This is a genomic window from Streptomyces sp. NPDC058632, assembly GCF_042717095.1.
Taxonomy (GTDB): Bacteria; Actinomycetota; Actinomycetes; order Streptomycetales; family Streptomycetaceae; genus Streptomyces.
This window is the reverse complement of the sequence record NZ_JBHXQZ010000044.1, coordinates 19,507-42,768: the sequence shown is the minus strand read 5'-3', so window position 1 is coordinate 42,768 and position 23,262 is coordinate 19,507. Positions and strand designations below refer to the sequence as shown.

Here is a 23,262-nt window from a genome sequence, read left to right as displayed (position 1 = left end):
GAGTGCGTGCCAGCCCGTTCTCCCGGAATGATCCGCCGGACGGACCCGGGTGGGGCCGTGGGTGGCCGGCAGGACCGGGTCAGGCGCGGAGACGCAGACCTCTGGGGGTGGCGACGAAGCCCGCGGCCTCCAGGAGCGCCCCGAGCCGGGAGGTCAGGGCCGGGTCACCGTTGACCCGCTCCACGGTGACCGTGCCGAGGGAGCCTGCGCGGGCGGCCCCGGCGAGGGCCTGTGCCGCGGCGGGGAGACGGGAGTCGTCGGCGGGTTCGACGTCCGGGTCCGCGGGCCAGGCCAGCACCGTCTTGCCGCCGCGCTCCACGTAGAGCGTCAGCTCACCGTCGACGAGGACCACCAGCGAGCCCGCCTTGCGCCCCGGCTTGTGCCCGGCGCCCGTCGGGGGCTCGGGCCAGCCCAGGGCGGCACCGTACGCGTTCGCGGGGTCGGCGGCGGCCAGGACCACGGTCCGCAGGGCGCGGTCAGGGCCGGTGCGCCGGCCCGCGAACGGGTCGTACGACGGGCGCGCCCCCTGCTGCCGGGGCCCGGGGGCCTGCGCGGCGAGGTCGCGCGGGGAGACGTGGTCGCCCGGCGACGGCCGTGGGTACGGTGCCCGGTCGCCGCCGTCCGGAAGGTGCGGGAAGCCGTCGTGGCCGGGGGCGGGCTCGGGAGAGCCGTCGGCGGAATCGACGGGCGGAGCGAAGCCGTGCAGAGCGGGGGGACCGGTGCCGCCGCCGAAGGGACCGCCCTCGAACGGGTCGTCCGGGCCGGGCCCGGTGAGGGCGTCGCCCCGCTCGCGGGCGTTGGCCGCCGCGCGGAGGCGGTCCACGGCACCGTCCATGGCGAACTGAGCGGCCCCCAGCCCCTCCACCACATATCCGCGGCGGGCCTGCCCGGTCTCCTCGAAGGCCGACAGCACGCGGTAGACCGCGGAGAAACCGCCCTCGACACCCTCCGCGGCGACCGCGCCCCGGGTGACCACGCCGTGCCGGTCGAGCAGGATGTGGGCCAGCGCGTGGGCACGGACCGTGGGATCGGTCTCCCGGTCCGGCAGCAGCGACCAGCGACCGGCCACCGTCGGAGGACCGGTACGGGAGGTGCCGCGGGCGGCTGCCGTGAGCGAGCCGTACCGCCCGCGCGGGGCCGGACGCTTCGCACGGTGGGCGGTGGAGCCCGCGGTGCGGCCCGAGCCCAGCAGCGAGCGCAGGGGGGCGAGCGTGTCGTTGGTCAGCCGGCCGGACCAGGCCAGCTCCCAGACGGCGTCGGCCAGCTGGGGATCGGTGGCCTCCGGATGGGTGGTGGCGCGGACCTGGTCGGCGATCTGGCGGAAGAACAGCCCGTAGCCACCGGAAAGGGCGTCGAGGACCGACTGGTGCAGGGCGGTCGTCTCCAGGGGGTGCGGTGGCGGCAGCAGCCGGGCGGCCGCGTCCGCGAGGTGGAGGGAGACCCAGCCGTCCTTGCCCGGGAGGGAACCGGCGCCCGCCCACACCACCTCACCGGTGGCCGTGAGCTCGTCCAGCATCGCCGGGGAGTAGTGCGCCACCCGGGAGGGCAGGACCAGCTTCTCCAGGGCGGACGCGGGCACGGACGCGCCCTGCAACTGCTCGATCGCCCGCACCAGACCGTCGACGCCGCGCAGCGTGTGTCCCTTGCCGATGTGCTGCCACTGGGGAAGGAACTGGGCGAGCGCGGCCGGCGGCACCGGTTCCAGCTCGTGCCGCAGAGCCGCCAGGGAACGCCGGCGCAGCCGGCGCAACACGGCCGCGTCGCACCACTCCTGGCCGATCCCGGCCGGGTGGAACTCGCCCTGGACGACCCGGCCCGCCGCCGAGAGCCGCTGCAGGGCGCCCTCGGTGACCGCAACGCCCAGCCCGAAGCGGGCCGCGGCCGTGGCCGACGTGAACGGGCCGTGCGTGCGCGCATACCGCGCGAGCAGGTCGCCGAGCGGGTCCTTGACCGGTTCCGTGAACGCTTCCGGCACACCGACCGGCAGCGCCGTGCCCAGCGCGTCGCGCAGCCGCCCGGCGTCCTCGATCGCCGCCCAGTGCTCGGTGCCGGCGACGCGGACCCGGATCGCGCGGCGTGCCGACGCCAGATCCTCCGCCCACCGCGGCTCGGCGCCCCGCTCCGCCAGCTCGGCCCCGGTGAGCGGGCCGAGCACGCGCAGCAGGTCGGCCACCCCCTCCGCGTCCCTGACCCGCCGGTCCTCGGTGAGCCACCGCAGCTCACGCTCCAGCTCGGTCAGCACCTCGGCGTCGAGCAGCTCACGCAGCTCCGCCTGGCCGAGCAGTTCGGCCAGCAGCCGCGAGTCCAGCGACAGGGCCGCCGCACGGCGCTCGGCGAGCGGGGAGTCGCCCTCGTACAGGAACTGGGCGACGTACCCGAACAGCAGCGAACGGGCGAAGGGGGACGGCTCGGGGGTGGTGACCTCGACGAGCCGCACCGTGCGGGCCTCCAGGTCGCCCATCAGCTCGACGAGCCCGGGGACGTCGAAGACGTCCTGGAGACATTCGCGGACCGCCTCCAGAACGATCGGGAACGAGCCGAACTCGCCCGCCACCTGGAGCAGCTGGGACGCACGCTGACGCTGCTGCCACAACGGGGTGCGCTTGCCGGGACTGCGCCGCGGCAGCAGCAGAGCGCGGGCGGCGCACTCGCGGAAGCGGGACGCGAACAGTGCCGAGCCGCCCACCTGGTCGGTGACGACCTGGCCGACCTCCCCCTTGTCGAAGAGGACGTCCGCAGCTCCCAGGGGCGCCCGGTCCGCGTCGTACTCGGTGCCCGCGCGCACCGGCTCCTGGTCGAGCAGGTCCAGGCCCATCAGATCGGCGTCCGGCAGGCGCAGCACGATGCCGTCGTCGGCGTGCATCACCTGGGCGTCCATGCCGTACCGCTCGGAGAGACGCGCACCGAGCGCGAGCGCCCACGGGGCGTGCACCTGGGCGCCGAACGGGGAGTGCACGACGACCCGCCAGTCGCCGAGCTCGTCACGGAAGCGCTCCACGACGATCGTGCGGTCGTCCGGGACGTGACCGCAGGCCCGGCGCTGTTCGTCGAGGTAGGACAGCACATTGTCCGCGGCCCAGGCGTCGAGCCCGGCGGCGAGGAGCCGAGGACGCGCCTCCTTCGGGGACAGCGAGCCGACCTCGCGCAGGAAGGCGCCCACCGCGCGGCCCAGCTCCAGCGGGCGGCCCAGCTGGTCCCCCTTCCAGAACGGGAGCCGGCCCGCCGCGCCCGGGGCCGGGGAGACCAGCACCCGGTCGCGCGTGATGTCCTCGATGCGCCAGGAACTGGTGCCGAGGGTGAACACATCGCCGACGCGGGACTCGTAGACCATCTCCTCGTCGAGCTCGCCGACCCGCCCGCCGCCCTTCCTGGGGTCGGAGCCCGCGAGGAACACCCCGAACAGGCCCCGGTCGGGGATGGTGCCCCCGGAGGTGACGGCGAGCCGCTGTGCCCCCGGACGGCCGGTGATCCCGCCCGTCACCCGGTCCCACACCACGCGCGGGCGCAGCTCCGCGAACGCGTCGGAGGGATAGCGTCCGGCGAGCATGTCCAGTACGGCCGTGAAGGCCGACTCGGGCAGTGAGGCGAAGGACGCGGCCCGGCGGACCATCGCCAGGAGGTCGTCGAACTGCCAGGTGTCCATGGCCGTCATGGCGACGATCTGCTGGGCCAGGACGTCCAGCGGGTTCGCGGGGACGCGCAGCGACTCGATGGAGCCCGTCCGCATCCGCTCGGTGACCACGGCGGCCTGGACGAGGTCGCCCCGGTACTTCGGGAACACCACACCCCTGGAGACCGCTCCCACCTGATGCCCCGCGCGGCCGACCCGCTGGAGCCCCGAGGCCACGGAGGGCGGCGACTCCACCTGGACCACCAGGTCGACCGCGCCCATGTCGATGCCCAGCTCCAGGCTGGAGGTGGCCACCACCGCGGGCAGCCGGCCCGCCTTGAGGTCCTCCTCGACCTGGGCGCGCTGCTCCTTGGACACCGAGCCGTGGTGCGCGCGGGCGATGACGGCGGGTGCGCCCCGGGCGGCTCCGGAGCCGCCCATCAGCTCGGCGGGGGAGTGGCGCTCGTCCAGGGGCTCGCCGGTGGCCCGCTCGTAGGCGATCTCGTTGAGCCGGTTGCACAGGCGTTCCGCGAGGCGGCGTGAGTTCGCGAACACGATCGTCGAACGGTGGGACTGGACCAGGTCGGCGATCCGTTCCTCGACGTGCGGCCAGATCGATGGGCGCTCCGCACCCCCGGCCCCCTCCGAGCCGTCCGCCACCGGAGAGCCGCCCAGCTCGCCCAGGTCCTCGACCGGGACCACGACGGACAGGTCGAACTCCTTGCCCGACTCCGGCTGGACGATCTCCACCTTGCCGCGCGGGGACAGGAAACGGGCGATCTCGTCGACCGGACGGACCGTCGCCGACAGGCCGATACGGCGGGCCGGCCGGGGCAGCAGCTCGTCCAGCCGCTCCAGGGACAGCCCCAGATGCGCCCCGCGCTTGGTACCGGCGACCGCGTGCACCTCGTCCAGGATCACCGTCTCGATGCCCGTCAGCGCGTCGCGCGCGGCTGACGTCAGCATCAGGAACAGGGACTCCGGGGTGGTGATCAGGATGTCCGGCGGGCGGATGGACAGGGCCCGGCGCTCGGCGGGCGGGGTGTCGCCGGAGCGGATCCCGACCTTCACCTCGGGCTCGGGCAGCCCCAGGCGCACGGACTCCTGGCGGATGCCGGTCAGCGGGCTGCGCAGATTGCGCTCGACATCGACGGCCAGGGCCTTGAGCGGGGAGACGTACAGGACGCGGCAGCGCTTGCGGTGATCCGCGGGCGGAGGCGTGGCGGCCAGCTGGTCCAGGGCCGCGAGGAAGGCGGCCAGCGTCTTGCCGGAGCCGGTGGGGGCGACCACCAGCGCGTCCGAACCCTCCCGGAGGGCACGCCACGCGCCCGCCTGGGCCGCGGTGGGCGCGGAGAACGCCCCCGTGAACCAGCCGCGGGTCGCGGCGGAGAAGCCTTCCAGGGCCGGGTGCGGAGTGCTGACCATGCGTCCATCCTGCACCCGGGCACCGACAAGGGGGCTGAGCCGGGCGGACGCCCGGTCCCCGGTGCCGGGGTCCCGGGGCCGGGCAGGGAGCGCTGTCCGGAGCGCGTGACAATGGACCGCATGGCGGAGACGGGGACGGAGCGCGCGCGGCACTGGCAGTACGCCGAGCTGCCCGGCGTCGACCTGCTCCGGGCCCGCTACGTCCGCAAGACGTTCGTGCGGCACACCCACGAGAACTTCGTCATCGCCGCCATCGCCGACGGGGTGGAGGTCTTCCACCACGGCGGGGCCGACCAGTACGCGGGCGCCGGAACACTCGCGCTGGTGAACCCGGACACCCCGCACACCGGACGGGCAGGGGTGCCCGAGGGATGGCGGTACGGCGCGCTCTACCCGCCGCCCGAGGCGGTCGCGGCCATCGCCGCCGAGACCACCACCCTGCGCGGCACCCCGGGGTTCATGACACCGGTTCTCGACGACCCGTACACCGTCCGCCTGGTGCACCAGGTGCTGCGGGCCACCGACGAGGGCAACGCGCTCGCCGCCGACACCCTGCTGAGGGTGGCCGTGACCCGGCTGCTCCGGCTGAACGGCGGCTCGCTGCCCCGGCGCCGGGTGCGCACGGCCGGGGCCCGGACCGCCGCACGCGCGCGTGGGCTGCTCGAGGAACGGATGGCCGCGCCGCCGACGCTGGAGCAACTCGCCGACGAGCTCGGCACCAGCCCGTTCGCACTGCTGCGGGCCTTCCGCGACACCTATGGGATGCCGCCGCACGCCTGGCTCACCGACGCGCGGGTACGGCGGGCGCGCCGGCTCCTCGACGCGGGCACGCTGCCGTCGCAGGCCGCAGTCGCCGTCGGGTTCACCGACCAGCCGCACCTGAACCGGCACTTCGGCCGGATCGTCGGAGTGCCGCCGGGCGCCTACCAGCGCGAGCGCAAGAACGTACAAGACGCGGGGAGCACGCTCCACGTACCGTCCGGAGCGTGGCAGCAGAACAACGGACAGCACTCGCAGCGGCACGTGACGGGGACGCCCCGGGAGGGAAACCGGACGGCGCCGTCGTCCGGGACGCCCTGGGGGTCGGGATCGCCGTCGGACTCTCCGGATTCGCCTTCGGGGTGACCTCGGCCGGCAGCGGACTCACGCTGCTGCAGACCTGTGCGCTCAGCCTGCTGGTGTTCACCGGCGCGTCCCAGTTCGCCCTGGTGGGGGCGCTGGCGGCCGGGGGAAGCCCGTTCACGGCCGCCGCCGGAGCGTTCTTCCTGGGCGTGCGCAACGCCTTCTACGGGCTGCGCCTGTCCCAGCTGCTGGCCCTCCCGCGCGCGGTGCGGCCGCTCGCGGCCCAGTGGGTCATCGACGAGACGGCCGCGGTCTCCCTCGCCCAGCCCACCCGGCGCGGCGCCCGGATCGGCTTCCTGGTCACCGGGCTCAGCCTGTACGTCCTGTGGAACCTCACCACTGTGCTCGGCGCGCTGGGCGCCGAGGCCATCGGGGACACCGACGCCTGGGGCCTGGACGCGGCCGGCCCCGCGGTCTTCCTGGCCCTGCTCGCGCCGATGCTGCGGACCGGCACCGAACGGCTGGTCGCCGGGCTCGCCGTCCTGCTGGGACTCGGTCTGCTGCCGGCCCTGCCCGCCGGTGTACCGGTTCTGGCGGCCGCCCTCGCGGCACCGGCCGTCCTGTGGGCCCAGGGCCGCCGCAGGGGCACACCGCGCGGTGACGTGCCGGCGCGCAGTGACGTACCGGAGGAGGACCGTTGAACATCTGGATCGCGATCGGCGTGACCGCCCTCGGCTGCTACGCCGTCAAACTGGCCGGGCTCCTGGTGCCCGCCGGAGCCCTCGAACGGCCGCTCGTCCGGAGCCTCGCCGCGCTGCTGCCCGTCGCCCTGCTCGCCGCCCTGACCGCCCAGCAGACCTTCGCCGACGGCCGGACACTCGTGCTGGACGCACGGGCGGTGGGGCTCGCTGCCGCCGCCGTCGCGCTGGTGCTGCGCGCCCCGTTCCTGGTCGTCGTCGGAGCGGCCGTGGCGGTGACGGCGGGAGTCCGGGCCCTGGGCGGGTGAGACGGCGCCGAGTGGCCGACCGGGCGGCCGGGCGGTGCCGGGCCGGCCGATCCGCGTGGCCGTACACCGTGAGCGTGCGCAGCGCGTCGACGGTCGTCACCGGGCGGGCCTCCGGAACCCGGGCGGTCGGGTCCGGTGTCCGGGTGCGGGCACGGGACCGACCGTGGGCGCACAGCGGTGCCGGCAGGCGGTCGCCGTCCCGCCTCACCCCCGAGGACGGGATACTGGGGGCATGCGGTTGACGGTCTTCTGGGAACGGATGGCGGAGCACTTCGGTACGGGCTCCGCCGACACCTTCGCGCGCGATCACGTCATGTCGGAACTCGGCGGGCGCACCGTGCACGAGGCGCTGGGGGCCGGCTGGGCGGCCAAGGACGTCTGGCAGGTGATCTGCGCGGTGATGGAGGTCCCCCGGGAAAAGCGCTGATCGTCACAGAGACCGCCGCAGGGCAGACGGTTGCCGGTGGTGTGGGCGAGACTTGGCCCGTGGCACCCACTGAAGAGACCGGGCAGGCAGCCCGGCATCCCTCCGCGCCAGGCACGCCGCCGCCCCCCGGCCCTCCAGCGGGCGGCGCGGCTCCGCCGCCGGGCTCCCGCATGCCACGCTGGCTGCCGCGCGCCATGGTGCTCGCGCTCGCGCTGATCGCCCTGTTCCAGCTGGGCAGCTGGGCCTTCCACGAGCTCACCGGTCTGCTGATCAACATTCTCATCGCGTTCTTCCTGGCGCTCGCCGTCGAACCCGCGGTGAGCTGGATGGCCGTACGCGGGGTGCGCCGCGGGCTGGGCACCTTCCTGGTCTTCCTGGGGGTGCTGATCGTGGCGGCGGGTTTCGTCACGCTGCTCGGATCCATGCTGGCGGGACAGATCATAAAGATCGTCGAGGACTTCCCGGAGTACCTCGACTCCGTCATCAACTGGATCAACACGCACTTCCACACCGAGCTGCGGCGGGTGGACATCCAGGAGGGCCTGCTCCGCTCCGACTGGCTGCGCAACTACGTGCAGAACAGCGCCACCGGCGTCCTGGACGTCTCCACGCAGGTGCTCGGGGGCCTCTTCCAGTTGCTGACCATCGGGCTGTTCTCGTTCTACTTCGCCGCCGACGGCCCGCGGCTGCGCCGCACCATCTGCTCCGTACTGCCGCCCGCGCGGCAGGCCGAGGTGCTGCGCGCGTGGGAGATCGCCGTGAACAAGACCGGCGGCTACCTGTACTCGCGCGGGCTGATGGCGCTGGTCTCCGGCATGTCCCACTACGTGCTGCTGGAGATCCTCGAGGTGCCCTACGCGCCCGTGCTCGCCGTGTGGGTGGGCCTGGTGTCGCAGTTCATCCCCACCATCGGCACGTACCTCGCGGGCGCCCTGCCCATGCTGATCGCCTTCACGGTCGACCCCTGGTACGCACTGTGGGTGCTGATCTTCGTGGTGATCTACCAGCAGTTCGAGAACTACGTGCTGCAGCCCAAGCTGACCTCGAGGACCGTCGACATCCACCCGGCGGTCGCCTTCGGCTCGGTCGTCATGGGTACCGCCCTGCTCGGCGCAGTCGGCGCGCTGATCGCCATTCCCGCGGTCGCCACACTCCAGGCGTTCATGGGCGCGTACGTGAAGCGCTACGACGTCACCGACGACCCCCGCGTGCACGGCCACCGCGGGGCGGGCCCCGCTGAGGGCGGTTCCGAAGAGCGGCGGACCCTCCTCGTCCGCACCCGGCACCTCTGGGACCGCAGACCGGGCGAGGCGCGCCTCGGGACCGAGGACTCCTGAGCGCCGCGGACCGCTGCGGACGGCTGCGGACGGCTGCGGACGGCTCCGGCCGACGGCCCACACCGTCGGCCGGAGCCGTTGCCGGAGGGTGAACGACTCGCGTGAGTGCCGGGTGGCGCGCTTGACACAAAAATCGAACATCTATTCTTATGGGTGTACCGGTGAAGCCTGAGGATGGGCGATTTGATCCGGTTGGGTCCGAAATGGGCTCCGGTTGTCCACAGGCTGGAGGTGCGTCGGGGCGCGTTGTCAGTGGCAGGCGCTAGCGTCATTGACGTGAAGCGATCGACTCAAGCAAATCGGGTGGAACCCATGGCAGGAACCGACCGCGAGAAGGCGCTCGACGCCGCACTCGCACAAATTGAACGGCAATTCGGCAAGGGCGCGGTCATGCGCATGGGCGACCGGTCGAAGGAGCCCATCGAGGTCATCCCGACCGGGTCGACCGCGCTCGACGTGGCCCTCGGCGTCGGCGGCCTGCCGCGAGGACGCGTCATCGAGGTCTACGGCCCCGAGTCCTCGGGCAAGACGACGCTGACCCTGCACGCGGTGGCGAACGCGCAGAAGGCCGGCGGCCAGGTCGCGTTCGTGGACGCGGAGCACGCTCTCGACCCCGAGTACGCGCAGAAGCTCGGCGTCGACATCGACAACCTGATCCTGTCCCAGCCGGACAACGGCGAGCAGGCGCTGGAGATCGTGGACATGCTGGTCCGCTCCGGTGCCCTCGACCTCATCGTGATCGACTCCGTCGCGGCGCTCGTCCCGCGCGCGGAGATCGAGGGCGAGATGGGCGACAGCCACGTCGGTCTGCAGGCCCGCCTGATGAGCCAGGCGCTGCGGAAGATCACCAGCGCGCTCAACCAGTCCAAGACCACCGCGATCTTCATCAACCAGCTCCGCGAGAAGATCGGCGTGATGTTCGGCTCGCCGGAGACCACGACCGGTGGCCGGGCGCTGAAGTTCTATGCCTCGGTGCGTCTGGACATCCGCCGGATCGAGACGCTGAAGGACGGCACCGACGCGGTCGGCAACCGCACCCGCGTCAAGGTCGTCAAGAACAAGGTGGCGCCGCCCTTCAAGCAGGCCGAGTTCGACATCCTCTACGGCCACGGCATCAGCCGCGAGGGCGGGCTGATCGACATGGGCGTGGAGCACGGCTTCGTCCGCAAGGCCGGTGCCTGGTACACGTACGAGGGTGACCAGCTGGGTCAGGGCAAGGAGAACTCCCGCAACTTCCTCAAGGACAACCCCGACCTCGCCAACGAGATCGAGAAGAAGATCCTGAAGAAGCTGGGCGTCGGCGTGCAGCCCGAGGAGCCGGCCGAGGAGAAGAGCGCGGATGCCGCCGGCACCGCCGCTCCGGCCGAGGCGGCCGCGACTGCGGCCCCTGCCGCGGCTTCGGCGGCCAAGACCATCAAGTCCAAGGCCGCCGCGGCCAAGAGCTGACCCGTGACCCGACGAACCGACTGGGCCGAGTACGAGTTCGCCGCTTCCGGCGCCCCACGGGGGGCGGGCACCGGAAGCGGCGACGACCCGGCCGCGCGCGGTGACGGGGCATACGGGGACGCCGGCGGGGACGGCTTCTTCGACGACTTCTCCGGTGGAAACGCGGGTGAGGGCCGACGCCGGGACGGCGCCGGGTCCCGTCGCGCGGGGAGTTCACGAAGGAGCGGCTCGCGTGACGGCGGGCCGCGCGGCGGGCGCGGACGCCGGGCTTTCGGCGAGGCGGCCGCGGCGGACGGGGACGACTCCTCCTCACCGAGGGCCGAGCGGGAGGAGCCTGCGGGGGACCCGGTCGAGCGGGCGCGGGCGATCTGTCTGCGCCTGCTCACCGGGACCCCGCGCACCCGGAAACAGCTCGCCGACGCCCTGCGCAAACGGGAGATCCCGGACGAGGCCGCCGAGGAGGTGCTGTCCCGGTTCGAAGAGGTCGGACTGATCGACGACAGCGCCTTCGCGGACGCCTGGGTCGAGTCCCGGCACCACGGCCGGGGCCTGGCACGGCGCGCCCTCGCCCAGGAGCTGCGGACCAAGGGCGTCGACTCCACGCTGATCGACGCGGCCGTCTCCCGGCTCGACTCCGAACAGGAAGAGTCCACCGCGCGCGAGCTCGTCGCCCGCAAACTGCGCTCCACCCACGGACTCGACCGCGACAAGCGGATCCGCCGCCTCGCCGGCATGCTCGCACGCAAGGGCTACCCCGAGGGCCTCGCCCTGCGCGTGGTCCGCCGGGCACTGGAGGAGGAGGGCGAGGACACGGAGTTCCTGGAGGGCGGCGGGTACTGAGAGCCCGTGCCCTGCGTCCGTACCGGCAGCCCCGCCGCTCGCCCAGGCCTGGAAACCGCCGATCAGGTCGCCGGCCCGGTGGAGTGCCGGCCGGTGCGGGGCTCCGCGGCCGGACGGGAGACGTAACCCTTGTCGCAGATCACGACGACGCGCAGGCCGTGCCGGACACGCGGGTCGCGATGCGACGCCGGATCATCCGCGCCGCACAACCCGTGACAGCACTCCCACCCGGTCGCCGCGCCGGCTCCCGGCGCGGCGACACCTCAGCGCGACCCGGCGCCGGTACCGGCGTTGGCCCCGGCTCCCGCCCTCGCTCCGGCTCCCGCCCCAGTGTCCGTTCCGGTGGCCCCCGCGGCTGTCCCCGTCCCTGCCTCCGCCGAAGCCGGTCCGCCGACCGTCGTCTCGGCCGCCGTGTACAGGGACGCCGGACGGACCCCGCCCAACGCCGTGACCAGGTGCCCGTCGGGGCGTACCAGCAGCACGGTGTGGGCCGCCGCTCCCGGATAGCTCTCCGCGACCAGCAGCTCGGCCGGGTGGGGCAGCGCCGCCACCGCCGACGCGAGCCGGGGCATGATCCCGGCGGACACCCAGTGCCTGCGCTCCCACACACCGGTGCCCGGCGCGATCAGCACCACCAGCAGCGCCCCCCGGCCCAGCCGGTCCCGCAGCCGGACGAAGGTGCCGTCCTCCGCCGTGACCCGTACATCGGTGACCGGCGCCCCGGCCGGCGTGTCCACGGGGACCTCACCCTCGAGGGGCGGGGGCGTGAGGGGTGAGTCGGCGTGCGCGCCCGGCGCGCCCAGCGACCCCTGTCCCAGATGCCCCTCCACCAGGAACGCGTCATGACCGCGGGCGGCGCCGGGGACGTAGGAACGCAGGCCTTTGCCGCCCCGTACCAGAGGCAATGCCTGGTCGGCGGCGCGCAGCCGGGCGGCGACGATCGCCCGCCGTTCCGTCTGGTAGCTGTCGAGCAGCGCTTCGTGCGGACCGTGGTGCCAGGACAGGGCCAGCTTCCAGGCGAGGTTGTCCGCGTCGCGGAGCCCCTCGTCCAGTCCGTGCGTACCCAGGGCGCCGAGCAGATGCGCGGCGTCCCCGGCGAGGAACACACGGCCGGACCGCCAGCGCCGGGCGAGCCGGTGGTGGACGGTGTGGACCCCGGTGTCGAGCAGCTCGTACGGCGGTGTCGGGCCTTCGGCCCAGCCGGCCAGGGTTTCGCGGACCCTGGCGAGGAGCAGCTCGGGGGTGACCAGTTCCTTGCCCGGCGGCATCAGCCAGTCCAGCCGCCACACGTCGTCCGGCAGCGGGCGCGCGCTGATCTCCCCGGCGAAGGGACCGGAGGTGCGCCACGGCGGCATCCGGTGCAGCAACGCTTCATGAGGCCAGGGAAGTTCCGTACGCAGCGCGGCCACGGCGTGACGTTCCACCGCCGTGCGGCCGGGGAAGCGGATGTCCTGGAGCTTGCGCACGGTGGAGCGGGGGCCGTCGCAGCCGACCAGATAGCTGCCGCGCCACCAGGTGCCCCCGGGACCGCGGGTGTGCGCGGTGACACCGGAGGGCTCCTGTTCGAGGGAGTCCAGACGGCTGTCCGCGACGACCTCGACGAGCCGTTCGCCGGCGAGAGCCGCGCGCAGGGCGCCGGTCAGGACGTGCTGGGCGATGTGCACGGGGCCGGGTTCGGTGTCGTCGAAGGCGATCTCGTGTGTCACCTGCTTGCGCCGCGTCGACCGCCATCCGGCCCATGACGAACCGGCGTGGGTGAGCGGCGCACCGGTCAGTCGTTCCACGAGTTCCGCGGTGTCCCGGCGCAGTACCACGGAACGCGCGGGACGCGGTTCGTCCTTGCCCGGCCCCTCGTCGAGGACCACGCACGGCACCTCCTGACGCGCCAGCGCCAGGGCGAGCGTGAGCCCGACGGGCCCCGCTCCGACGATGATCACCGGGTCCACGGCGCGACGCCCCCTGCTCGAAGTGACGTCCGGAGGGACGAGGAGGAACAGGAAGAGGGAGCAGGGTGCACGATCACAGAACGTATGCAACCTATTGCCGGTGCTTGCGTCAAGTGACCGAAGGCCGGTGGCGATCATGAAGTGGGTCGGGGCTCGTCACATCACTTGACTGCTCATCACATGGGTCCGGTCCGTACCGCTCGTTCGCACCGGTGGTGCGGACCGGACCCCGGCATGACTGTGGCCCGCCGGGCAACGGCGGGCCACAGTCATGCCGTACGACAGGCGCACGGCGGGGCGTGCGTCAGATGATGCCGCCCCCTCCCGCCTTGTGGGTGCCCCCGACCTCGGCCGCGTTCAGGTCGTCGACCTCGTCGGCGCCGAGTACCGCCCCCGTGCCGCGCTTGCTGCGGCGCAGCCGTGCCTCCAGCCAGGAGGCGAAGGAGGTGAGGAGGAAGTTCAGGACGATGTAGACGACCGCCACGACGATGAAGCTCGGGATGACGTTGGCGTAGTTGGCCGCGAGCGTGCCGCGCGCGTTCAGCAGCTCGGTGAAGTTGAGCAGCACGCCACCCAGCGCGGTGTCCTTCACGATGACGACGAGCTGGCTGACGATGGCCGGCAGCATCGCGGTGACCGCCTGCGGCAGCAGGATGTTCTTCATCGTCTGGCCCTTGCGCAGTCCGATGGCATAACCCGCCTCGGACTGCCCCTTGGGCAGGGAGAGGATGCCTGCCCGGACGATCTCGGCGAGCACCGAGGCGTTGTAGAGCACCAGACCGGTGACGACCGCATACATCGGGCGGTCGGCGCTGGAGATGTCCGTGGAGCGGACGTAGACCTCGTTGGCGAACAGCATCAGCAGCAGCACCGGGATGGCCCGGAAGAACTCGACCACGACGCCGGCGGGAACCCGCACCCAGCGGTGGTCGGAGAGGCGGGCGATGCCGAGGACCGCGCCCAGGGGAAGGGCGATGACCATGGCGAGCGCGGCGGCCTTGAGGGTGTTGCCGAGGCCGGGCAGCAGGTATGTCGTCCACGCCGGGGACTCGGTGAACGGCTTCCACAGGGCCCACTCCAGCTGGCCCTTGTCGTCCATCGTCCGGTAGACCCACCACAGGACGAGGGCCAGGAGGGCGACGAACACGACCGAGAAGATGACATTGCGCCGCTTGGCCCGGGGGCCGGGGGCGTCGTACAGAACGGAGGTCACCGCTTCACCGCCAGTCGCTTGCTCAGCCAGCCGAGGAACAGGCCGGTGGGCAGGGTCAGTACCACGAATCCGAAGGCGAAGACCGCGCCGATGAGCAGCGTCTGTGCCTCGTTCTCGATCATTTCCTTCATCAGCAGAGCGGCCTCCGCGACACCGATCGCGGCCGCCACCGTCGTGTTCTTGGTCAGTGCGATCAGCACGTTCGCGAGCGGCCCGATGACCGAGCGGAACGCCTGCGGCAGCACGATCAGGCCGAGGACCTGCGAGAAGTTCAGGCCGATGGCGCGGGCCGCCTCGGCCTGCCCGACGGGCACGGTGTTGATGCCGGAGCGCAGCGCCTCGCAGACGAAGGCCGCGGTGTAGGCGGCCAGACCGAGCACCGCGAGGCGGAATCCCTGGAGCGCGAAGTCGTCGGGCGCGCCCATGGTCATGCCGAAGATGTCGGCGAGGCCGAGCGAGGTGAAGATGATGATGACCGTCAGCGGGATGTTCCGGACGATGTTCACGTAGGCGGTGCCGAACCCCCGCATCAGCGGGACGGGGCTGACCCGCATCGCCGCCAGCAGGGTTCCCCAGACCAGGGCACCGACGCCCGAGAACACGGTGAGCTTCACCGTCATCCAGAAGGCGCCCAACAAGGTTGGATCGTCATAGTCAGAAATGAAGTCGAACACGATCTCCCGCGCTTCCGGGTGTGTGGCGTACGTGGCGGACGCGGCGCGCCGCCGTCCTGATCGCGACGGACGGCGGCGCGCCTCAGAAACCCCGCGTTACTGGACGGCCCTGGGGCCTACTGAACGATGTCGCCGATCTTCGGGGCCGGCTCGTTCTTGTACTCGGCCGGCCCGAAGTTCGCCTCGACCGCCTTGTCCCAGGCCTTGTCGCCGACCATCTTCTCCAGCGCGTCGTTGATCTTGTTGACGGTCTCGGTGTCGCCCTTCTTGACACCGATGCCGTAGTTCTCGTTGCTCAGCTTCAGACCGGCGAGCTTGAACTTGCCCTTGTACTGGTCCTGCGCGGCGTAGCCGGCGAGGATCGAGTCGTCGGTGGTCAGCGCGTCGACGGCACCGCTCTGCAGACCGGCGATGCACTCCGAGTAGGTGCCGTAATTCCTCAGCTGGGCCTTCGGAGCGAAGTCCTTCTTGACGTTCTGCGCCGAGGTCGACCCGGTCACGGAACAGAGCTTCTTGTCGTTCAGGTCCGTGGCTTCGGAGATGTCCGAGTCCGCCTTCACCAGCAGGTCCTGGTGGGCCAGCAGGTAGGGGCCGGCGAAGTCGACCTTCTGCTTGCGCTCGTCCGTGATGGAGTAGGTCGCCGCGATGAACTTCACGTCACCGCGCGCGAGGGCGTTCTCACGGTCGGCGCTCTTGGTCTCGACCCACTCGATCTGGTCGGCCTCGTAGCCGAGCTCCTTGGCGACGTAGGTCGCGACGTCCACGTCGAAGCCGGCGAAGGAGCCGTCCGGCGTCTTCAGTCCGAGACCGGGCTGGTCGTACTTGATGCCGACCTTGATCTTCTCGCCGCCCCCGGAGGCGGAGGACGAACCGCTGTCGCCGCTCTCCTCACCGCCGCACGCGGTGGCGGTCAGGGCGAGGGCGAATACGGCGGCCGAGGCGGCGGTGACCTTGCGGAGCTTCATGGTGCACATCCTTTTGACTGGTGAGGTGATGCGGCCCGTTTGAGGGGTGAGGTGATGCGGCCCCGGCCATCCGGTGACGCACGTCGTCCGAGCGTCGGGCGCAGGACGTCAGTGGTGCAGGATCTTCGACAGGAAGTCCTTGGCACGGTCGCTGCGCGGGTTGCTGAAGAACTGGTCCGGCGTCGCCTGTTCGACGATGCGGCCGTCCGCCATGAACACCACGCGGTTGGCGGCCGAACGGGCGAATCCCATCTCGTGGGTCACGACGATCATGGTCATGCCGTCGCGGGCGAGCTGCTGCATGACCTCCAGCACCTCGTTGATCATCTCCGGGTCGAGCGCCGACGTCGGCTCGTCGAAGAGCATGACCTTGGGCTCCATCGCCAGGGCCCGCGCGATGGCGACGCGCTGCTGCTGGCCGCCGGAGAGCTGCGCGGGGTACTTGTCGGCCTGCGAACTCACGCCGACCCGGTCGAGCAGGGCACGGGCCCGCTCCTCGGCGGCCTTCTTGTCCTTCTTGCGGACCTTGACCTGGCCCAGCGTCACGTTCTCGAGCACGGTCTTGTGCGCGAAGAGGTTGAAGGACTGGAAGACCATCCCCACGTCGGCCCGCAGCCGGGCGAGCTCCTTGCCCTCGTACGGCAGGGGCTTGCCGTCGATCGTGATCGACCCGTCGTCGATCGTCTCCAGCCGGTTGATGGCGCGGCACAGGGTGGACTTACCGGACCCGGAGGGCCCGATGACGACGACGACTTCGCCGCGGGCGATCGTCAGGTCGATGTCCTGGAGTACGTGCAACGCGCCAAAGTGCTTGTTGACGCTCTTCAGGACGACCAGATCGCCGGTCGCGGCCACATCTTCCTTGGCCACCGATACTTCGGTCATCGCTCTCAGGCTCCGTCCTCCTCGGTTTGGGAGGACATTAGTAATCCTTCAGACCTGCGTCATCACATCTGAGGGGAATCTGAGCATCACGATCCGATAGCAATCGGACACGTGTCGTAGCACTTGTGAGCAGGGCTCATTCCGGCCGGGTAACGGTACCGAAGAGCAACCGGAACCCTCTTGACGCCGTCCTCGTTCATCGGCGTCACTGCAGGGTGCGCACGCGCACGCACCCGTTTTTCTACACACTCGAATCGTACGGCCGATGAACCGAAGGGGGACCGGATGAGACTGCTTCTCGTCGAGGACGACAACCACGTCGCCGCCGCCCTGTCGGCCGTCCTGGCGCGGCACGGCTTCGACGTCACCCACGCGCGCAACGGCGAGGAGGCGCTCCAGGCGCTCGTCCCCGAGCCCGACCGTTTCGGTGTCGTCCTCCTCGACCTGGGCCTGCCCGACCAGGACGGCTACGAGGTGTGCGGCAAGATCCGCAAGCGCACCGGTACCCCGGTGATCATGGTCACCGCCCGCGCCGACGTGCGCTCCCGCATCCACGGTCTCAACCTCGGCGCCGACGACTACGTGGTCAAGCCCTACGACACCGGCGAACTGCTCGCCCGGATCCACGCCGTCAGCCGGCGCACCGTCCAGGAGGACGCCCCCGGCAGCGGCGAGGGAGAGCTGCGGATCGGCTCCGTGCGCATCGAGCTGCCGACCCGGCAGGTCAGTGTGAACGGTGCGGTCGTCCCGCTGACCCGGAAGGAATTCGATCTGCTGGCCCTGCTCGCCCAGCGCCCCGGGGTCGTCTTCCGCCGTGAGCAGATCATCAGCGAGGTGTGGCGGACCAGCTGGGAGGGAACCGGGCGCACCCTGGAGGTGCACGTCGCCTCCCTGCGCTCCAAGCTGCGCATGCCGGCCCTGATCGAGACCGTGCGCGGAGTCGGCTACCGGCTCGTCGAGCCCGCGGCCTAGGGCGGGTCCGACCGGGTGCACACACGTCTGCTGCCGCTGCTCATCGTCCTGATGGCGGCCGTCCTGCTCGCCCTCGGCGTCCCGCTCGCGGTCAGCCTGGCGGGCGCGCAGCAGCAGCAGGTGATCGTCGACCGGATCGACGACACCGCGCGCTTCGCGGCCCTCGCCCAGTTCGTCACCGAACCGGCCGACCCCGTCACCGGAGACGTCAACGAGCGCCGGGAGGCCCTCAGCAGCGAGCTCCACAGCTACTACGAGGTGTACGGCATCCGGGCCGGCGTCTTCCACCGCAACGACGCCCCGATGGCGCACGCGCCGGACGACTGGTACCTGCCCGGCACGGGGGAGGTGCGCGAGGCCTTCCAGGAGGCGCTGCTCAGCCGCCGCAGCCACGACCCCGAGCAGGTGTGGCCCTGGGAGCGGCGCAGCCTCGTGGTGGCCTCGCCGGTCATCCGGGACGGCGACGTCGTCGCCGTCGTCGTCACCGACTCGCCCACCGGGCAGATGCGGTCCCGCATCCTGCGGGGCTGGCTGCTCATCGCGGCGGGCGAGGCGGCCGCGATGCTGCTGGCCGTCGGCGCGGCCCTGCGGCTGGCCGGCTGGGTGCTCAAGCCCGTACGGGTCCTGGACGCCACCACCCACGACATCGCCACCGGGCGGCTGAAGTCCAGGGTCGCGGTGGCCGGCGGACCGCCGGAACTGAGGAGGCTCGCCCGGTCGTTCAACGAGATGGCGGACAACGTCGAGAGCGTGCTGGAGCAGCAGCGCGCCTTCGTCGCCGACGCTTCGCACCAGCTGCGCAACCCGCTCTCGGCACTGCTGCTGCGCATCGAACTCCTCGCCCTGGAACTGCCCGAGGGCAACGAGGAGATCGCCTCGGTCCAGGCCGAGGGCAGACGTCTGGCGCAGGTACTGGACGACCTGCTCGACCTGGCGCTGGCCGAGCACCTCGAGGCCCAGCTCCAGATCACCGACATCGGCGCCCTGGCCGCCGAACGCGTGGCGGCGTGGTCGCCCACCGCCGAGGCCAAGGGCGTCCTGCTGACCGGGGACTGCCCGCCGACCACGGCATGGGCCGATCCGGTCGCCCTGTCCAGCGCGCTGGACGCGGTCATCGACAACGCGGTGAAGTTCACGCCTGGGGACCGGACCGTCGAGGTGGCCGTCGCCTCCAACGGGGACACCTCCACCGTCGTCGTGACCGACCAGGGTCCCGGTCTGACCGACGAGGAGCTGGCCCGCGTCGGCGACCGCTTCTGGCGCAGCTCGCGGCACCAGAACATCAGGGGCTCCGGCCTCGGACTGTCCATCTCCCGCGCCCTGCTCACGGCGGGCGGCGGCTCGATCGCGTACGACCGGCACGAGCCGCACGGGCTGAGAGTGACGGTGACGGTGCCCAGGAGCGCCCCCACGGGTGAAGCGACGGTTCAGGGCTTGACGGACCGGTAGTACCGGCGCGCGCCGTCGTGCAGCCGGAGCGGATCGGTGTAGATCGCGGTGCGTACGTCGACGAGCTGGGCGGAGTGCACATGCGCCCCGATGTTGTCCCGGCTCTTGAGCACGATCCGGGTCAGCCACTCGGTGAGCCTTGGGTCCGTGTCCGCGCGTGTGATCAGCAGATTGGACACGGCCATCGTCGGGATGGCCGAACCGTGCTGGCTGCCGGGGTAGGCCGACTCCGGCATGTTGGTGGCACGGTAGTAGCGCGTGGCACCACCCTGCTCGTGCAGCTCGGCGACCAGATCGGCCGTGATCGGTACGAACCGGAGGCCGGCGTCCTCGGACAGCGTGCGCAGTCCGTCGGTGGGCAGTCCGCCCGACCAGAAGAACGCGTCGAGTCCCTTCCCGAGGCGCCCGGGGCCGGAGTCGATGCCGTCCGCGGAGGGGCTGATGTCCTTCTCCGGGTCGATGCCGGCCGCTCTGAGCACCCGGTTGGCGATCAGCCGGACCCCCGATTTGGGCGGCCCTATGGCGACCCTCTTGCCCCGCAGGTCGGCGACGGAGCGGATGTCCGAGCCGGGCGGGACCACGAGCTGCACGTAGTCGTCGTAGAGACGGGCGACTCCGCGCAGTTCACCGGCTCCCGGCCGGCCGTCCAGCTTGTACGTCTCCACCGCGTCGGCGGCGGCGATCGCGAAGTCCGCCTGCCCGGTCGCCACCCGCCGCACGTTCTCCTGCGAACCGTCGCTCGTCCGGAGCCGCACCTCGAGGTCGGGCATGTGCGCACCGAGCGACGTGTGCAGAAGCTCCCCGTACTTCTGGTAGACCCCCGCGTGTGTCCCCGTGCTCAGCGTGACCGACCCGCGCGGCGGATCCTCGCTCCAGGGCGCCAGCCACCACAGCAGCAGCCCGAGCGCCACGAGGCCGGCGACCGCGCCCCGCAGGACCCGGCGCCTGCCGATACGGGACAGAGCGATGGACATGTGGGCGATCCTGCCAGCCCGGGCGCTCTCCTGACCAGGCCGGGAGAGTGCCGGAGGTGGGTGGCGACAGGCTGTGGGGTCACGGCATGAGCGCTTCGCCCGCAGACCTGGTCCGTGAGTTCCACCGTGCCTTCGGGCCGGACGCGCGGGAGACACCGACCGAGGTCCCGCCGGAACGCGCCGCCCACAGCGGTGAACTGCTCGCCGAGGAGGCCGCCGAGGTCGCGGAGGTGGCGGTGCACGGCCCCCTCGACCGGCTCGCGCACGAACTCGCCGACGTCGTCCACGTCGCCTACGGCACGGCGCTCGTCCACGGCATCGACCTCGACGCGGTGATCTCCGAGATCCACCGCGCCAACATGGGCAAGCGCGGCCCCGGCGGCGAGACGCCCGTCGCTTCGACGGCAAGGTCCTCAAGGGGGACCACTACGAGGCACCGGACGTGTCCCGGGTGCTGCGCCGGCAGGGGTGGACGCCGGGCGCGGAGTCCCGGGCGGCCGACTGAGCGGAGCCCTGCCGAGCGGAGCCCCCGGGCGGGCCCCGGGCGGAGGCCGGAGGCCGGTCGTGGGCGGAGGCCCGGGGGTGCCGTGGCGACCGCCTACCCTGTAGGGCATGAGCAGCATCGACCGGAGCCAGTCAGTGGGCGGCACACGCACCTATGAAGTACGCACCTACGGGTGTCAGATGAACGTCCACGACTCCGAGCGATTGTCCGGACTGCTGGAGGGCGCGGGTTACGTCCGCGCCCCCGAGGACGCCGACGGCGACGCCGACGTCGTCGTCTTCAACACCTGCGCCGTGCGCGAGAACGCCGACAACAAGCTCTACGGCAACCTCGGCCACCTCGCCCCCAGGAAGGCACAGCGTCCCGGCATGCAGATCGCGGTCGGCGGCTGCCTCGCGCAGAAGGACCGCGACACCATCGTGAAGCGCGCCCCCTGGGTGGACGTCGTCTTCGGCACGCACAACATCGGCAAGCTGCCGGTCCTCCTGGAGCGCGCCCGCGTCCAGGAGGAGGCGCAGGTCGAGATCGCCGAGTCGCTGGAGGCCTTCCCGTCCACGCTGCCGACCCGCCGCGAGAGCGCCTACGCGGCCTGGGTGTCCATCTCCGTCGGCTGCAACAACACCTGCACCTTCTGCATCGTCCCCGCGCTGCGCGGCAAGGAGAAGGACCGGCGCCCCGGCGACGTCCTCGCCGAGATCGAGGCCCTGGTCGCCGAGGGCGTCTCGGAGATCACCCTGCTCGGCCAGAACGTCAACGCGTACGGCTCCGACATCGGTGACCGGGAGGCGTTCGGCAAGCTGCTGCGGGCCTGCGGGAAGGTCGAGGGCCTGGAGCGCGTCCGCTTCACCTCCCCGCACCCGCGCGACTTCACCGACGACGTCATCGCCGCCATGGCCGAGACGCCCAACGTGATGCCGCAGCTCCACATGCCGCTCCAGTCCGGCTCGGACACGGTCCTCAAGGCGATGCGCCGCTCGTACCGGCAGGAGCGCTACCTCGGCATCATCGAGAAGGTCCGCGCCGCCATCCCGCACGCGGCGATCAGCACCGACATCATCGTGGGCTTCCCCGGCGAGACCGAGGAGGACTTCGAGCAGACCCTGCACGTCGTGCGCGAGGCCCGCTTCGCCCAGGCCTTCACCTTCCAGTACTCCAAGCGTCCGGGCACCCCGGCCGCCGAGATGGACGGCCAGATCCCCAAGAAGGTCGTCCAGGAGCGTTACGAGCGGCTCGTCGCCCTCCAGGAGGAGATCTCCTGGGAGGAGAACAAGAAGCAGGTCGGCCGCACCCTGGAGCTGATGGTCGCCGAGGGCGAGGGCCGCAAGGACGGTGCCACCCACCGTCTCTCCGGCCGTGCCCCGGACAGCCGCCTGGTGCACTTCACCAAGCCGGAGCAGGACGTCCGCCCCGGCGACGTCGTCACCGTCGGGATCACGTACGCGGCGCCCCACCACCTCCTCGCCGAGGGGCCGACCCTGGACGTGCGCCGCACACGCGCGGGCGACGCCTGGGAGAAGCGCAACGCGGAGAAGGCGGCGCAGCCGACGGGCGTGATGCTCGGCCTGCCGAAGATCGGCGCCCCCGAGCCGCTCCCGGCCGTGGCGAGCGGCTGCGGCTGCGACTGACACCCGTTGGCCGACGGGATCACGGGCAGCGCCCGGGACGCCGTACGGGCATACGAACGTATGGGCGTACGGACATCGCACCGCGGCTGAGCAGGCAGGGCGGGCTGAGGCGGCGGTGGGGGTGGCCCACGGGGGTTACGCTGCCGATCATGATGGTCGCCGCCGCAGTCTGCCCCTGTCCGCCGCTGCTCGTGCCCGAAATCGCCACAGGCGCCGCCCCCGAACTGGACGCCGCGCGGGCCGCGTGCGCGGACGCGGTCGGCGTGCTCGCCGCCGCCCGGCCCGACCTCCTGGTGGTCGTCGGTCCGGCGCCGGACGGCGTGGACGCCGAGCGTTACCCGCAGGGCGGCACGGGGTCCTTCCGCGGCTTCGGGGCCGGTCTCGACGTACGGCTCGGAGCGGACCGCGGCACGGCGACCGGCCGGGAGCTGCCCGCCGCACTCGCGGTGGGCGCCTGGCTGCTGGAGCGGACCGGGTGGACGGACTCACCCGTCGAGGGCCTGGGGGTGGGGGAGTCCCTCGCGGCCGACCGGTGCCTCGACGCGGGACGGGACATCGCCACCCGCGCGGAGCGGGTCGCGCTGCTGGTCATGGGTGACGGCAGCGCCTGCCGCACGCTCAAGGCACCGGGCTACCTCGACGAGCGGGCGGCACCTTTCGACGCGGAGGCCGCGCGGGCACTGGGAGCGGCCGACACGGCGGCCCTACGGGCGCTGGACAGCGGCCTGGCACACGAACTCAGGGCGTCCGGCCGGGCGCCCTGGCAGGTCCTGGCGGGCGCGGCCGGAGCCGGGGAGCCCGCTCTTCGGGGCACGCTGCTGTACGAGGACGCTCCGTACGGGGTGGGCTACATCGTGGCCACCTGGTCGTAGCAGCCGGCTTCGCGAGACGCCGGACCCGG

18 protein-coding genes and 1 pseudogene are annotated in these 23,262 nt (G+C 72.2%); 12 read left to right on the top strand and 7 right to left on the bottom strand.

Annotation, left to right across the window (positions count from 1 at the left end; translation table 11 throughout):
- Positions 1-79: 79 nt before the first annotated feature.
- Complete coding sequence (locus ACFWVE_RS18510; RefSeq protein WP_384015060.1) at positions 80-5,035, bottom strand: ATP-dependent helicase; 4,956 nt, start codon at positions 5,033-5,035, stop codon at positions 80-82.
- A gap of 120 nt (positions 5,036-5,155) precedes the next feature.
- On the opposite strand from ACFWVE_RS18510, the gene ACFWVE_RS18505 reads away from it, so the two are divergent.
- The 7 genes from ACFWVE_RS18505 (at position 5,156) to recX (ending at position 11,153) form a co-directional block, all read left to right on the top strand.
- Positions 5,156-6,160, top strand: a complete 1,005-nt coding sequence (locus ACFWVE_RS18505) for an AraC family transcriptional regulator (RefSeq protein WP_384015057.1) — start codon at positions 5,156-5,158, stop codon at positions 6,158-6,160.
- Entirely contained in the window at positions 6,112-6,798 is a 687-nt protein-coding gene (locus ACFWVE_RS18500) for an AzlC family ABC transporter permease (protein ID WP_384015096.1), read from the top strand. The genes ACFWVE_RS18505 and ACFWVE_RS18500 overlap by 49 nt, the downstream gene beginning before the upstream one ends.
- Positions 6,795-7,103 carry an AzlD domain-containing protein gene (locus ACFWVE_RS18495; RefSeq protein WP_384015055.1) on the top strand — a complete coding sequence of 103 codons (309 nt, stop codon included), beginning with the start codon at positions 6,795-6,797 and terminating at the stop codon, positions 7,101-7,103. Before ACFWVE_RS18500 ends, ACFWVE_RS18495 begins: the two co-directional genes overlap by 4 nt.
- Before the next feature lie 232 nt (positions 7,104-7,335).
- The gene (locus tag ACFWVE_RS18490; RefSeq protein ID WP_384015051.1) at positions 7,336-7,530 is read left to right on the top strand and encodes a DUF3046 domain-containing protein; all 195 of its coding nucleotides are present in this window, start codon (positions 7,336-7,338) and stop codon (positions 7,528-7,530) included.
- Between the two features lie 59 nt (positions 7,531-7,589).
- The gene (locus ACFWVE_RS18485; RefSeq protein ID WP_384015048.1) at positions 7,590-8,867 is read left to right on the top strand and encodes an AI-2E family transporter; all 1,278 of its coding nucleotides are present in this window, start codon (positions 7,590-7,592) and stop codon (positions 8,865-8,867) included.
- 312 nt (positions 8,868-9,179) lie between these two features.
- Entirely contained in the window at positions 9,180-10,313 is a 1,134-nt protein-coding gene (gene recA / locus ACFWVE_RS18480; protein ID WP_384015045.1) for a recombinase RecA, read from the top strand.
- 3 nt (positions 10,314-10,316) lie between these two features.
- A complete protein-coding gene (gene recX / locus ACFWVE_RS18475) occupies positions 10,317-11,153 on the top strand; it encodes a recombination regulator RecX (RefSeq protein ID WP_384015042.1) in 837 nt (278 codons plus the stop codon).
- Between the two features lie 263 nt (positions 11,154-11,416).
- Here recX and ACFWVE_RS18470 read toward each other — a convergent pair whose 3' ends face one another.
- From ACFWVE_RS18470 to ACFWVE_RS18450, 5 genes are all read right to left on the bottom strand, one after another.
- Positions 11,417-13,099: an FAD-dependent monooxygenase gene (locus ACFWVE_RS18470; RefSeq protein ID WP_384015039.1), complete on the bottom strand. Its 1,683-nt coding sequence runs from the start codon at positions 13,097-13,099 to the stop codon at positions 11,417-11,419.
- A gap of 304 nt (positions 13,100-13,403) precedes the next feature.
- Positions 13,404-14,312: an amino acid ABC transporter permease gene (locus ACFWVE_RS18465; protein ID WP_384015037.1), complete on the bottom strand. Its 909-nt coding sequence runs from the start codon at positions 14,310-14,312 to the stop codon at positions 13,404-13,406.
- A complete protein-coding gene (locus ACFWVE_RS18460; RefSeq protein ID WP_384015034.1) occupies positions 14,309-14,986 on the bottom strand; it encodes an amino acid ABC transporter permease in 678 nt (225 codons plus the stop codon). Before ACFWVE_RS18460 ends, ACFWVE_RS18465 begins: the two co-directional genes overlap by 4 nt.
- A gap of 116 nt (positions 14,987-15,102) precedes the next feature.
- Positions 15,103-15,951: a glutamate ABC transporter substrate-binding protein gene (locus ACFWVE_RS18455; RefSeq protein ID WP_384015031.1), complete on the bottom strand. Its 849-nt coding sequence runs from the start codon at positions 15,949-15,951 to the stop codon at positions 15,103-15,105.
- A 108-nt stretch (positions 15,952-16,059) separates the two neighbouring features.
- Positions 16,060-16,836 (bottom strand): amino acid ABC transporter ATP-binding protein, encoded by a 777-nt coding sequence (locus tag ACFWVE_RS18450; RefSeq protein WP_384015028.1) that lies wholly within the window; start codon positions 16,834-16,836, stop codon positions 16,060-16,062.
- A 285-nt stretch (positions 16,837-17,121) separates the two neighbouring features.
- Here ACFWVE_RS18450 and ACFWVE_RS18445 point away from each other — a divergent pair, with 285 nt between their 5' ends.
- Together ACFWVE_RS18445 and ACFWVE_RS18440 are read left to right on the top strand one after the other, a co-directional pair.
- The gene (locus tag ACFWVE_RS18445; protein ID WP_384015025.1) at positions 17,122-17,808 is read left to right on the top strand and encodes a response regulator transcription factor; all 687 of its coding nucleotides are present in this window, start codon (positions 17,122-17,124) and stop codon (positions 17,806-17,808) included.
- Positions 17,809-17,823: 15 nt separating this feature from the next.
- The gene (locus tag ACFWVE_RS18440) at positions 17,824-19,257 is read left to right on the top strand and encodes a sensor histidine kinase (RefSeq protein WP_384015022.1); all 1,434 of its coding nucleotides are present in this window, start codon (positions 17,824-17,826) and stop codon (positions 19,255-19,257) included.
- Here ACFWVE_RS18440 and ACFWVE_RS18435 read toward each other — a convergent pair.
- On the bottom strand, positions 19,236-20,231 hold the full coding sequence (locus ACFWVE_RS18435) for a TAXI family TRAP transporter solute-binding subunit (RefSeq protein WP_384015020.1): 996 nt from the start codon (positions 20,229-20,231) through the stop codon (positions 19,236-19,238). The two genes, ACFWVE_RS18440 and ACFWVE_RS18435, sit on opposite strands and share 22 nt — an antisense overlap.
- An 86-nt stretch (positions 20,232-20,317) precedes the next feature.
- On the opposite strand from ACFWVE_RS18435, the pseudogene ACFWVE_RS18430 reads away from it, so the two are divergent.
- The 3 genes and pseudogenes from ACFWVE_RS18430 (at position 20,318) to ACFWVE_RS18420 (ending at position 23,233) form a co-directional block, all read left to right on the top strand.
- Positions 20,318-20,736, top strand: a pseudogene (locus ACFWVE_RS18430) (MazG nucleotide pyrophosphohydrolase domain-containing protein).
- A 107-nt stretch (positions 20,737-20,843) separates the two neighbouring features.
- The gene (miaB, locus tag ACFWVE_RS18425; RefSeq protein ID WP_384015017.1) at positions 20,844-22,361 is read left to right on the top strand and encodes a tRNA (N6-isopentenyl adenosine(37)-C2)-methylthiotransferase MiaB; all 1,518 of its coding nucleotides are present in this window, start codon (positions 20,844-20,846) and stop codon (positions 22,359-22,361) included.
- Between the two features lie 149 nt (positions 22,362-22,510).
- Positions 22,511-23,233 (top strand): class III extradiol dioxygenase subunit B-like domain-containing protein, encoded by a 723-nt coding sequence (locus ACFWVE_RS18420; RefSeq protein WP_384015014.1) that lies wholly within the window; start codon positions 22,511-22,513, stop codon positions 23,231-23,233.
- Positions 23,234-23,262 lie beyond the last annotated feature (29 nt).